Raw genomic sequence first — 12,590 nt, forward strand, 5'->3', positions numbered from 1 at the left:
CTATCAGCTATCAGCTATCAGCTATCAAAAACATAAAACCTGAGAGATCAATGTAAAGCTATTTCAGTTCATTAACACAAAGAACTAAACCTCTATCTCGATCTGCTAAAAACTGACGGCTGAAAGCTGACAGCTCTAAAATAAAAAAACCGCTGTAGAGACCAAGCAACTACAGCGGTTTTTACGAAATCAAAGCCGTTAAAAATTAATGCTCTTCATTAACGATATTGAGATTATACTTTGGAATTTCAACCACTAAATCTTCATCTTTGATCACCGCTTGGCAACCTAGGCGTGATTCAGGCTCAAGACCCCATGCTTTATCTAGCATATCGTCTTCAAGCTCATCACTCTCATCTAAAGAGTCAAAGCCTTCGCGAATGATTAAGTGGCATGTTGTACATGCACATGATTTTTCACAAGCATGTGGAATGCTAATACCATTTTTTAGTGCAACATCTAATACAGTTTCACCTGTAGGAGCTTCAATAGCAGCGCCTTCTGGGCATAACTCTTCGTGTGGAAGAAAAATAATTTGTGGCATACCTTACCTCGTTAAACTTCGTCTACTGACTGCCCTTGCAGCGCTTTTTTGATTGATGCATCCATTCTGCGAGCAGCAAATTCGCTACTTGCATTGTCTACAGCTTCAATCGCTGCTTTAATTTCTGCAGGTGTTGTTGCGCTTTCGCGTACGGCAACAAGTTTAGCAATTTCTGCTTTTAACGCACCTAATTCTTGTTCATCAAGTAATGCACTGTCGGTTGCCAGTGATGCTTCAAGCGCTTCAACAACACGTAACGCTTCAACTTGCTGCTCTTTAAGCATACGCGCTTGCATGTCGTCTTTCGCGTTAGTCATTGACTCTTTAAGCATGTTTGCAACTTGATCATCCGATAAACCAAATGATGGTTTGACCTGAATTTCAGCTTGCACACCCGTTGATTTTTCCATTGCCGATACACTTAATAGGCCATCAGCATCTACTTTAAAGGTTACGCGAATATGCGCAGCACCGGCTGCCATGGCCGGAATACCTTTTAAGCTGAATTTAGCCAACGAACGACAATCGTCAACTAGCTCACGCTCACCTTGTAATACATGCAGTGACATAGCCGTTTGACCATCTTTGAAAGTGGTAAACTCTTGTGCACGTGCTACGGGGATCGTGGTGTTACGTGGAATAATTTTTTCAACCAAGCCACCCATGGTTTCAAGACCTAGCGACAGTGGTAATACGTCTAATAGCAACATGTCTGAATCTGGCTTATTGCCAACCAGAACATCTGCTTGTAATGCCGCACCGAGTGCAACTACGCGATCTGGGTCGATAGAAGTCAGTGGCTCTTTATCAAAAAATGCAGCAACTTGAGAGCGTACAATTGGCATACGAGTCGAGCCGCCAACCATAACAACTTGCAGTACTTCTTCGTTCTCGATACCCGCATCTTTTACGGCACGGCGACAAGAACGTAGTGTTTTCTTCACAAGGCTAAGAGCAAGCTCATCAAACGTTTCGCGGGTTACTTCAACTTTGTGGCTTTGACCATCAAACTCTAAACCAACATTTACAGTTTGGTATTGGCTTAGTGCTTCTTTACATGCTTTTGCTTTATTGATGAATAAACGCAATACCGATGCAGAAAGCTCGCTCACACCGGTTTGTGTTTTAAAGTATTCAACTAATAGCGAGTCAAAATCGTCACCACCAAGGCTTGAGTCACCGCCTGTAGCAAGCACTTCGAATACGCCTTGGTGTAAACGTAAAATAGAAATATCAAAGGTACCGCCACCTAAATCGTATACGGCGATAATACCTTCTTGGCCTGAATCAAGACCATAAGCAACAGCCGCAGCTGTTGGCTCGTTTAATAAACGTAATACCTTAATACCAGCAAGCTCGGCAGCATCTTTGGTGCTTTGACGCTGAGCATCATCAAAATAAGCTGGCACAGTAATAACTGCACCTAAGATATCTTGACCTGCAAAGCTGTCTTCTGCACGTAATTTTAATGCTTTTAAAATTTCAGTCGATGCAGTAACAGGGCTAATTGCACCCGCAACCGTGCTGATTGCTAATGAGCCATCATGCTCACAAAATTCGTACGGCAGTTGACCATAGCTTTTTTCGATTTCAGCCTGAGTTTTACCTAAAAAACGCTTAACCGAGATTAGTGTGTTTGCAGGGTCTTGAGTAGCAGCTGCAGCCGCTCGCTCACCAACCACAATACTATCTGCTTGGTATTGAACAACCGATGGTAGCATCGCATTGCCTGCTAAATCAGTCAGTGTGCGCGCTTCGCCGCTTTGCACTGTTGCAACTAACGAGTTAGTTGTACCAAGGTCAATACCGACTGCTAATTTGTGCTCATGTGGTGCCGCGCTCTGCCCCGGCTCAGCAATTTGCAATAATGCCATAATGCTCTTTTTAAACTCTTAAATAGCTGTTGTGTAACAACTAACGATTAATCATCAAATAAACTGTCTTCAATACGCTCTAGTTCATCGCGTAACTTATAAACAAACTTCAATTTACGAATATTGTCAGCGGCAGCTTGCCATTGTTGCTCATCATTACTCGCCAGCTGAGCGGCTAATTCACTGCTGTATTGTTTATCGAGCTGTTTAATTTGCGCTTCAAACTGGGCAATTGCTGCATCAGGATCTGCGGCATTTTCAAGTTCTTCTAATTCTTCACGCAGCTCCATTTGCTGCATTAAGAATAGCGGGTCTTGCAATGTTTGTTGCTCGGCGCGAATATCTACACCAAGCTCGCTTAGCATGTACTCAGCACGTTTTACCGGGTGTTTTAAAGTTTGTAATGCATCATTGATTTCTGCTGCATTTTGCACAGCAAGTAATTTGTCACGGCTGCTAGAGCTTGCGTGGCGATCTGGGTGAACTGCACGTTGCAGCTCAAGGTAGTGTTTATTAATAGTCGCTAAATCAATGTTGTAATCTACTGGAATTGCAAATAACTCAAAGTAACGCATTACATAATCCAACTCGGTAAACAGGAAAGAACAAAGCCCTACATAGGCAGGGCTTCAAGCAAAGAAAGTTTTTTAAGCTTAAACGGTGAAGCTTTCGCCGCAACCACACTCATCGGCTTGGTTCGGGTTGTTAAATTTAAACCCTTCGTTCAAACCTTCTTTGGTGTAATCAAGCTCAGTACCATCAATGTAGACTAAGCTTTTGGCGTCAACGATCACTTTCACACCACGGCTTTCAAAAATTTCGTCGCCGTCTGCTAACTCATCAACAAACTCAAGAACATAAGCAAGACCTGAACAGCCCGTCGTTTTAATGCCAACGCGTAGGCCAATGCCTTTGCCGCGATTTGCTAAAAATGATTCTACGCGGTTTGCTGCCGCATCTGTCAATGTCACTGCCATGAATTTATCTCTTACTTCGCTTGTTTGCTTTTGTAGTCAGCAATTGCTGCTTGAATCGCGTCTTCTGCTAAAATTGAACAGTGAATTTTCACTGGCGGTAATTCAAGCTCAGCACTGATATCAGTGTTTTTGATTGTTGCAGCTTCATCTAATGTTTTGCCTTTGACCCACTCAGTTACAAGTGAAGAAGAAGCGATTGCGCTACCACAACCATATGTTTTGAATTTTGCATCTTCAATTACACCTTCTGGTGATACTTTGATTTGCAATTTCATTACGTCACCACATGCTGGTGCACCCACCATACCTGTTGCAACTGACGGATCATTTTTGTCTAAAGCACCCACGTTACGTGGATTTTCAACATGATCGATTACTTTATCACTATAAGCCATAATACTATCCTCACTACCTGCTAGCGGCGGCGATCACTGATTAGTGATGCGCCCACTCAACTGAATCTAAATCAATACCTTCTTGATGCATTTCCCATAGAGGAGACATCTCACGTAAACGGCCGATCGAGTTTTTGATTAGTTCGACGGTGTAATCAATCTCTTCTTCAGTCGTAAAGCGGCCAATGCTGAAACGAATTGAGCTGTGTGCTAACTCGTCATTACGGCCTAACGCACGTAGTACATAAGAAGGCTCTAAGCTTGCTGAGGTACAGGCAGAACCTGATGAAACAGCAATGTCTTTAACAGCCATTAATAACGACTCACCTTCAACAAAGTTGAAGCTGATATTTACAATACCTGGAACTGAGTGACTTGGTTCACCATTGAAGTAAACTTCGTCCATATCAGCCATGATGCCATCAATCAGACGCTTACGAAGTGCGCTGATGTGTGCATGGTCTTTTTCGAAATCTTCTTTAGCGATTCTAAATGCCGCACCCATACCAACTAATTGGTGAGTAGCTAGTGTGCCTGAACGCATACCACGCTCATGACCACCACCGTGCATTTGCGCTTCTAAACGTGCGCGAGGCTTACGACGAACATAAAGTGCGCCTACACCTTTCGGGCCATATACTTTGTGGCCAGAGAACGACATGAAATCTACTTTTAACTGTTGCACGTCGATAAGTACTTTACCTGCGCTTTGTGCAGCATCTACGTGGAACATAATTTTGCGCTCACGGCACATTTCGCCGATTGTCGCGATATCTTGGATAACACCTAGCTCGTTATTTACGTGCATTACGCTCACAAGTACTGTGTCGTCACGCATTGCAGCTTCAAGCTTTTTAAGGTCAAGTAAACCGTTTTCTTCAACGTCCATATAGGTTACTTCGAAACCTTGACGCTCTAGTTCACGACACGTATCAAGCACTGCTTTGTGCTCTGTTTTAACAGTGATAACGTGCTTGCCTTTCTTCTTATAGAACTGCGCAGCACCTTTAATTGCTAGGTTGTTTGATTCTGTAGCACCTGAAGTGAAAACAATTTCACGCGGGTCAGCGTTGATCAGATCAGCAATGTCTGTACGTGCTTGATCAACGGCTTCTTCTGCTTGCCAACCAAAACGGTGTGAGCGTGATGCAGGGTTACCAAAATTACCGTCCATAGTCAGGCATTGCATCATTTCTTTTGCCACACGTTCATCAACAGGCGTGGTTGCTGCGTAATCTAAATAAATCGGTAACTTCATTTCTCTCTCCGCTTTCGTCAAGCTACAGTTGACAGCTTACTTGAATGTTTTCCAGTTGCTTAATTGCATTGTTGATGCTGTTATCTTGGCGCGATGCGACTTCTTTCACATCTGACTTTTCCACCAATTCAGCAAGGGTAATACTATTTAAAAACTCTTCGATACGTGCGCTTAAGTCCGACCATAAGGTATGAGTCAAACAACGCATGCCGCTTTGGCAGCCACCCGTTGCATTATGGCAACGTGTTGCATCAACAGACTCATCAACGGCGTTAATCACATCGCCGACAGAAATTTCGTTCGCTTCTCGACCTAGTAAATATCCGCCACCTGGGCCACGCACAGAGGTCACAAGGCCGTTTTTACGTAAACGGGCGAATAGTTGTTCAAGGTAAGATAACGAAATCTCTTGGCGTTCAGAAATATCGGCAAGAGGCACTGCACCCACATTTGTATGTAGTGCAACATCCAACATGGCGGTTACTGCGTATCTGCCTTTTGATGTTAACTTCATGGAGCCCCCGATGTTACTGCACGCTAAGGTGTGCAAATTTTAATTACCAGACCAAAATAGTCAAGTATTATCACTTGATAAAAATTGATACTTACCATTGATAAAACCGAATACTTGACAAAAACAGTCAAGTACTGGGTACATTGTAATTACCTGAGTAATTTAGTCAAGTATTATACTTATAACCTGTGATTATTTAATAGACTTATTGATAGAGGTAAGAATACCGCGTAAAATGTTCATCTCAGCTTCTTCTGGACGTGCGCGGTTAAATAAGCGACGTAGTTTAGTCATCACCATGCCAGGGTGTTGCTTGATGATAAAACCTGTGTCGTTTAGCGTTTGCTCTAAATGCTCGTAGAACAGCTCAGTTTGCTTTGCATTTGGATAGGTTGCTTCGTCTTCTTCTTGTACTTTTGGCTGTTTGTTTAAATACGCCATACGTGTTTCGTAACACAGCGTTTGCACGGCCATTGCTAAATTTAGTGAGCTGTATTCAGGGTTTGCAGGAATACATACGTGGTAGTTACATTGTTGTAGTTCTTCGTTCGTTAAACCACTATTTTCACGACCAAACACGAGTGCAACAGGGCCATGTTCAGCCTCAGCCACTAACTTTTCACCACATTCACGCGGCTCAACCATAGGCCAAGATAAAGTACGTGAGCGTGCGCTGGTACCAATTGTTAAGCCACAATCAGCAATCGCGTCTGCCAGTGTATCAACAACCACTGTTTTACCTAAAACATCTGTTGCACCGGCTGCAAGCGCACTCGCATGACTGTCAATTTCACATGCAGGATCAACAAGATATAAATTTGATAAGCCCATCGTTTTCATAGCACGTGCCGCTGAGCCAATATTACCAGAATGTGATGTGTTAACTAATACGATACGAATATCATCAAGTGTCATTGCGTTGTTACTTACTGAAAGTCAAAAATTGCGGGGATTATAACATAGCTATCAGCTATCAGCTATCAGCTATCAGCTATCAGCTATCAGCTATCAGCTATCAGCTATCAGCTATCAGCTATCAGCTATCAGCTATCAGCTATCAGCTATCAGCTATCAGCTATCAGCTATCAGCTATCAGCTATCAGCTATCAACTCACCCAAGCTCTACCTATGGCGGCATCGATATATTTAATCTCAATTCCGATATAAATTTGCGTTCGTGTTTCTGCTATTGACGATCTTGATATATCTAAAAAACGTACCCGCTCTTTTTTGCTGACTCTCACCATACCTTCTGCGATGTTACTCGGTATTGATAAACCAGAACGTGTGAGCTGATTGCGAAAGCCAAAATCATTCAGATCAGTCGTTTCTTTGTAGATGTCAGCACTTAATCTTGCTGAACGCTTCCATACCTCTAATTTTTCAAAATTCATACTTGCATCCTTTTAAGTATAAAAACTTTATATAGGCACGAATTTTTCAGAATGCAAATTTCAAACTGACGGCTGACGGCTGACGGCTGACGGCTGACGGCTGACGGCTCAACGATATCTAACTTCTGACGACTAACCACTTCTTCTGACCACCCCCCCTTCTTCTGAAATTAAATCAATAACAAAATCAGAATTGTACAAAAAACAAGCTAATTTATTCGAGTTTATTGTTTACTTTACGCTAGAAATCGCTAGAATACGCCGGCTTAAATATATTCGTTCTTTTACAACCCAAAGGTAATGCTATGCATCCAATGTTAAACATTGCGGTTCGCGCTGCGCGTAACGCAGGCAAAATTTTACTTCGCGCAAGTGAAGACTTATCAAAAGTTGATGTACAACAAAAAGGCACTAACGACTTAGTGACTAACATCGACAAAGAAGCTGAAGCCGCAATTCGTGACACTATTTTAAAATCTTACCCAGATCACACTATCGTAGGTGAAGAGCTAGGTGAGCATAAAGGTAAAGATGCAGATTACCAATGGATTGTAGACCCTCTTGATGGCACAACTAACTTCATCAAGGGTATCCCTCATTTCGCAGTATCTATTGCACTTAAAGTTAAAGGTCGTTTAGATCAAGCTGTTATCTATGATCCAATCCGCGGTGAATTATTCACTGCTTCTCGTGGTCAAGGCGCACAGCTTAACAGCAAGCGTTTACGCGTAACTAAAACTAACGAATTAGCTGGTTCTGTACTCGCAACTGGTTTCCCATTCAAACAAAAGCACCACTTAGACGCATACTCTGAAGCGTTTAAAGCACTTTTCGTGCACACTGCTGATATCCGCCGTGCAGGTTCTGCTGCATTAGATATGGCTTATGTTGCAGCGGGTCGTGTTGATGGTTTCTTTGAAATTGGCCTTAAGCCATGGGACACAGCAGCAGGCGAGCTTTTAGTTAAAGAAGCTGGCGGTATGGTTGTTGATTTCGCAGGTGGTATTAACTATAACCAAAGCGGCAACATCATTTGTGGTGCACCTAAGTTAACTCAAGCGATCATTCGTGAAATTCGCCCAGTGTTAACTGAGTCACTACTTCGCTAATAGCGGTTGTAATGAAAAAATGCAAAAAAGGAGCTAAGGCTCCTTTTTTTGTGGCTGAAAATAATCGTTGTCGAGTTTTATCTCTATGACTTCACCTTCTTTAAATGGCAACTTAGCTAAGTCTTCAGCAAAGTAACTGGCAAATAATTGCTCAAATTCGCCCGAGCTTTTCATCATGTTGAGCCCTTTTAATAATACCTCAGCTAGTTCAGGCTTGTGGTTACTGACAAAAAAGTAAAATGCTGTTGGATAACTAATATAAAGGTTAGGCACTATAACCAGCTCGTCACTTTTGATTTGTTCCATTTCAGACATGACTTCAATAAACGAACGTGGAAAATAATCTACTCGCCCTCTAATCACTAAGTTAAACATCGCTTGATAATTTGCCAGTGGCCTGACTGTTAAGCCGTTTTGCGCAAGGATTTTTGTATCAGGCCAATCATGGCCTTGAATGGCACTAAACTGCGCTAAATCTTGTTTCGTTTTTACATCTTTAAAACGCGGTAGAAACGCTCGTTTAGTGAGTAATGCGCGTTTACCAATGTAGCCTTTAAAAAGAGGTACTTTGACTGCTATTGCAAGGTGTTCTCGCTCGGGGCTTGTCATACTCCAAAACACATCGGCCTGCTTTTCATCGAGCATCAGCAAAGTGCGCTGTTGATGAGGGTGAACCAGAACTTCGTTGATTTCTGCTTGATAATTACTGGCGCGTAAAGCCGCTGCCAGCAATTCATGAAGGTAATAATCGCGTTTATAAAGTGGGCGTTGTTCAATCGCTAAATTGACCACATTTTTAGCTTCTGTGGTAAGGCTGTATCCTAGGCTTAGCAATACTAGGATTGCACTACATAGTCGCTTCATTGTTATTTTGTTTATTGTGTTTTTTTTAAGCTACACCCAGTTAAACAGGGACACAAGTAAAATTAAGCAAACTTAAAATTTCTTCATGAGCGGGCAGATATCGCTTCATCTTTATGGCTGCTTAAACGTACCACTGCGGGGGCTGGTCGGCTACGTTTACATACAAACAAGTGGCTACTCTGATAACGTTTGGCCTCTTTTTTCGCATCAGTTGCCAGCGCTGCGACTTGGTGGCTGTTAATACATAGCTCTAAATCAGGCTTAACTAAACCAATTGATAATGTAAGCAGTGGCACAAACTGCTTTTTACCTTCTCGATTGCTTGCCCAATAACCCCCTTGCTCAATATGTTCTGGTGTGAAAAAGGCCCGAGACTGCAGCTCAAACTTACTAATAATGTTATGGCAAACTTGCTCTGCATCATTTTTATCAAACACCACCATAAAGTCATCACCGCCAATGTGCCCGACAAACCCTTTGCTAGTACTACAGGCCTCGACGATGACTTCAGCAAGTAATTTTATAACGCTGTCACCACTGGCATAACCGTACAGGTCATTGAATTGTTTGAAGTGGTTTAAATCAACGTATGCGAGTGAGAACGGATAGTTATTACGAAGTCTCAGCTCAATTGCTTCGTTAATCGCGACATTACCCGGCAGCATAGTCAGCGGGTTGGCATGTTGTGCATGGCGGATTTTTTCTTCGGTAATGTGTTTTAAGATATTACGCAATGGCGCCAAACCTAAGTATTCACCATTTCGAGTGATCACAATATGGCGTCGAATATCAAACTCAAACTCGGTAATTTGCTGACTCACCGTATCGAGTAACTCGTTTTCGTCAACGATTAACGGCTGTTTATCCATTAAAGAAGTAACTGGCTGCTTATCATAAAGTGCATGGCCATAGGGAGCAGCAAACACTTCAGTGAGTTGATCTCGGTGTAATAAACCAACAGGAATATTGTGCTCTAATACGGCAAGACTAGTTAGCGTTTTATCTTGCTCAAAGATACTGTGGGCATCTTTACAGCGGGTTGTTGCTTCTATGCTGGCGTGCTCGACTGCCAACCAACCAATCGCCATAGACTGCTCAAAAGTATTGCTATTATCTGATGACTCTAAGTGCTTTAAGCAGTGAATATTTATTTCGTAACTTGGCTGTAAGCTCGGCCTTTCAAGTAAAAAGCCTTGTGCATGTTGCACACCTAAGCTTTCGAGTAAACGAAGCTCCTCTGCCCGTTCTATGCCTTCTGCTATCACTTGTGTATTGGTTGCTTTTGCAAGCTCTATAATTGACTTTAAAAACTCTTTTTTAACCACACTCTGATCGCAGTGGTCGATAAAGTAGCGGTCTATTTTTACAAACTCAGGGCATAGCTCAGACCACTGCTTTAAGCCCGAATAGCCAGCCCCTAAGTCATCAATGGCAATCGAAAAACCTAACTCACGATAATGAGCAATGGTTTTTAACAATAAAAAGCCATCATCGACTTTTTCTTGCTCTGTAACTTCAATTACTACCCGGTTAGTTGCAAGGCCAAAGTGTTCAACTAGGTGTAATGTTTCACCTTTAGGATGGCAAGGGTCGAGTAAGGTTTTAGGGCTTACATTTAAGAATAACTTGCCTTGTAAATTGAGTTTCACAAAGTTCTCAATTGCTCTACTGCGGCAAAGTAGCTCCAATTCAGAGATCTTATGGCAAGCAATTGCTGCGCTGAATAATGCACTCGGCATTTCTAATTCAGACCCTTTTGGGCCGCGGCTTAATGCCTCATAGCCCAAAATATGTTGATTAGAAATATCAAAGATAGGTTGAAACAAGGTCTCAATTGCACTGTTATCTAAGATCTGCTGTAGTTGTGCGTTCACCTTACACCTAGCGTTAGTAATACAAATAGGTGGGTAAATTATCAACCTTGTATGACAATTTTATGGCAAGGCTATGACGAGTGCAGACTACTCAATAGCGGTGATGAGCTCAAGTTGCTTAATGCGGGCAAAACTATCAGTCATTTTTAATTTAGCATTTTGGTAATCACTCGTAGCTAAATCAGCTTGTTGCGCTAATTTATAAACTGCAAGTGGATTAAGTAATAACTGCTGTGCGTGATAACAACTTGGCGCCGCAAACTCAGGTAGTTCTGGCTCTACATTAATTGTCATTTCATTCTGCAATGCATCTGCGTCATCACTTTGTTGTTGAAACTCGGTTGCGTCTGCCAGCGCATGCAAACTTGCCTCACACTCTGGCAATTGTGCTTTTAGGTTTAAAAACAAACCTGTTGATGAAGTAATTAACTTGAACGTCAGGTCTTGTAATTGCTGAGCAGCTGATTGGTTTTGTAGTGCCTCTACAACTTGCCAAGCTAAACCTTGGTAGCTGTCGAACTGCTGCTGAAGTGTTACCTCAGGTGTTTGCTGTACTTCTGTCTGTTTTGGCTCTGGCTTATCTTCACAAGCACTGAGCATTAAAAGTATAAACACGCTAAACATCAGGTGTTTCATAATGTCTCCGAGAGTATAGTTAGACTCGTTTTTAAAAATCATAAACAGCTGTAAAACTGTCACTTGTTACCAATTTAGTCAGTTTAGTCATACCAAGACTTACCTCAGCAACAGTGCTTCTGCTGTTAGTTCATTTGTAATGAGACTATTGATCATTCCTGATTCGATCGCTCCTGCAATGGCTGGCACTTTACTGTCACCCGCAGCAATCCCAATAACACGTTTATCATTTGATGGAGAAAGTACCGCACTCGTCACGCGATTATTTATTTCTGATTCGACGAGATGACCTTCACTATCGAAAATCCAGCTAATTACTTCACCTGTTGCACCAATAGCGTCAAGCGCAGCTAGTTCATGCCGAGTAACAAAGCCGTCTAAATGAAGGGGAGAATTTATTCCTAAATCTCCAACACCAACAAATGAAACATCCGCTTGTGATGCCAGTTGATGTACATTTTTAACATGCGTTAATTGCTGCCAACCTGCTTTATCAGCTTCAGATTCTGCTATAACTGGAACTGGCATAGGGAAATGTTGCGCACCAACCCTTTCTGCAACATGAATAGCTACTTCATAGCGACTTGCTGAGCCATCCTGAGCAATATTTCCAACTAAAGATACAATACGATGGTGTGGGCATTGCATCGTAGGTAGCTCTTCTGCGCATGCGCGCAACACTCTTCCAGTACCAAACGCAATGATTTTTGCATGGCGCTGCTTTAGTTGTCTTTCAATTTCTGCGGCACCCGCTTGAGCCAAGCCAATGGTAGAATTAATATCGTTACTCTCGCTAGGCACCACTTCACAACTAAGCAAACCGTATCGATTTTGTAGCGCATCAGCAAGTTCCATACAGCGTCGAATTGGATGTTCTAATCGTACTTTTATTAACCCTTGAGATACTGCTAAAGCAACAAGCCTTTGCGCAGATTGGCGAGACGTATTAAGTTGCTTAGCTATTTCATCTTGTGTTTTACCAGCAACATAGTAGAGCCAGCCAGCCCTCGCTGCTTCCTCTAATTTTTGATTATCATTGCTAGGAATTGAAGCCATTTTATACGCCTGTTTGAACAATAAATGAGGTAAATGATTAGCAAAATCAGCTATTCAGCGGCTATTCTATACATAATCTGTCATGAATAACAATT

At 42.2% G+C, this 12,590-nt stretch carries 14 protein-coding genes; 1 reads left to right on the forward strand and 13 read right to left on the reverse strand.

Annotated features, from left to right (window positions below):
• Nucleotides 1-205: 205 nt before the first annotated feature.
• From fdx to IRQ78_RS10895, 9 genes are all read right to left on the reverse strand, one after another.
• Complete coding sequence (gene fdx, locus IRQ78_RS10855) at nt 206-544, reverse strand: ISC system 2Fe-2S type ferredoxin (protein ID WP_054552505.1); 339 nt, start codon at nt 542-544, stop codon at nt 206-208.
• An 11-nt stretch (nt 545-555) separates the two neighbouring features.
• The gene (gene hscA / locus IRQ78_RS10860; protein ID WP_194442140.1) at nt 556-2,418 is read right to left on the reverse strand and encodes a Fe-S protein assembly chaperone HscA; all 1,863 of its coding nucleotides are present in this window, start codon (nt 2,416-2,418) and stop codon (nt 556-558) included.
• Between the two features lie 47 nt (nt 2,419-2,465).
• Nucleotides 2,466-2,993, reverse strand: coding sequence for a co-chaperone HscB (gene hscB, locus IRQ78_RS10865; RefSeq protein ID WP_054552503.1), 528 nt, complete (start codon nt 2,991-2,993; stop codon nt 2,466-2,468).
• Nucleotides 2,994-3,071: 78 nt separating this feature from the next.
• The gene (iscA, locus tag IRQ78_RS10870; RefSeq protein WP_054552502.1) at nt 3,072-3,395 is read right to left on the reverse strand and encodes an iron-sulfur cluster assembly protein IscA; all 324 of its coding nucleotides are present in this window, start codon (nt 3,393-3,395) and stop codon (nt 3,072-3,074) included.
• 11 nt (nt 3,396-3,406) lie between these two features.
• A complete protein-coding gene (gene iscU, locus IRQ78_RS10875; RefSeq protein WP_054552501.1) occupies nt 3,407-3,790 on the reverse strand; it encodes a Fe-S cluster assembly scaffold IscU in 384 nt (127 codons plus the stop codon).
• A 40-nt stretch (nt 3,791-3,830) separates the two neighbouring features.
• Complete coding sequence (locus IRQ78_RS10880) at nt 3,831-5,048, reverse strand: IscS subfamily cysteine desulfurase (RefSeq protein WP_054552500.1); 1,218 nt, start codon at nt 5,046-5,048, stop codon at nt 3,831-3,833.
• A 22-nt stretch (nt 5,049-5,070) separates the two neighbouring features.
• A complete protein-coding gene (iscR, locus tag IRQ78_RS10885) occupies nt 5,071-5,562 on the reverse strand; it encodes a Fe-S cluster assembly transcriptional regulator IscR (protein WP_054552499.1) in 492 nt (163 codons plus the stop codon).
• Nucleotides 5,563-5,754: 192 nt separating this feature from the next.
• Entirely contained in the window at nt 5,755-6,477 is a 723-nt protein-coding gene (gene trmJ, locus IRQ78_RS10890; RefSeq protein ID WP_054563546.1) for a tRNA (cytosine(32)/uridine(32)-2'-O)-methyltransferase TrmJ, read from the reverse strand.
• A 191-nt stretch (nt 6,478-6,668) separates the two neighbouring features.
• Nucleotides 6,669-6,956, reverse strand: a complete 288-nt coding sequence (locus IRQ78_RS10895) for a four helix bundle protein (protein WP_194442142.1) — start codon at nt 6,954-6,956, stop codon at nt 6,669-6,671.
• 305 nt (nt 6,957-7,261) lie between these two features.
• Here IRQ78_RS10895 and suhB point away from each other — a divergent pair, with 305 nt between their 5' ends.
• Nucleotides 7,262-8,065 (forward strand): inositol-1-monophosphatase, encoded by an 804-nt coding sequence (gene suhB / locus IRQ78_RS10900; RefSeq protein WP_054552496.1) that lies wholly within the window; start codon nt 7,262-7,264, stop codon nt 8,063-8,065.
• A 33-nt stretch (nt 8,066-8,098) separates the two neighbouring features.
• Here the strand turns inward: suhB and IRQ78_RS10905 are convergent, their stop codons facing one another.
• The 4 genes from IRQ78_RS10905 to IRQ78_RS10920 all read right to left on the reverse strand — a co-directional run bounded on the left by IRQ78_RS10905 (nt 8,099) and on the right by IRQ78_RS10920 (nt 12,495).
• Complete coding sequence (locus IRQ78_RS10905; RefSeq protein ID WP_138616874.1) at nt 8,099-8,929, reverse strand: substrate-binding periplasmic protein; 831 nt, start codon at nt 8,927-8,929, stop codon at nt 8,099-8,101.
• Between the two features lie 83 nt (nt 8,930-9,012).
• On the reverse strand, nt 9,013-10,803 hold the full coding sequence (locus IRQ78_RS10910; protein ID WP_054552494.1) for a GGDEF domain-containing protein: 1,791 nt from the start codon (nt 10,801-10,803) through the stop codon (nt 9,013-9,015).
• A gap of 87 nt (nt 10,804-10,890) precedes the next feature.
• Complete coding sequence (locus IRQ78_RS10915; protein WP_194442144.1) at nt 10,891-11,439, reverse strand: hypothetical protein; 549 nt, start codon at nt 11,437-11,439, stop codon at nt 10,891-10,893.
• 99 nt (nt 11,440-11,538) lie between these two features.
• Nucleotides 11,539-12,495, reverse strand: coding sequence for a sugar-binding transcriptional regulator (locus tag IRQ78_RS10920; protein ID WP_138616872.1), 957 nt, complete (start codon nt 12,493-12,495; stop codon nt 11,539-11,541).
• Nucleotides 12,496-12,590: the final 95 nt, after the last annotated feature.

Origin of the sequence: Pseudoalteromonas simplex, from assembly GCF_015278155.1 — a bacterium.
GTDB lineage: Bacteria > Pseudomonadota > Gammaproteobacteria > Enterobacterales > Alteromonadaceae > Pseudoalteromonas > Pseudoalteromonas simplex.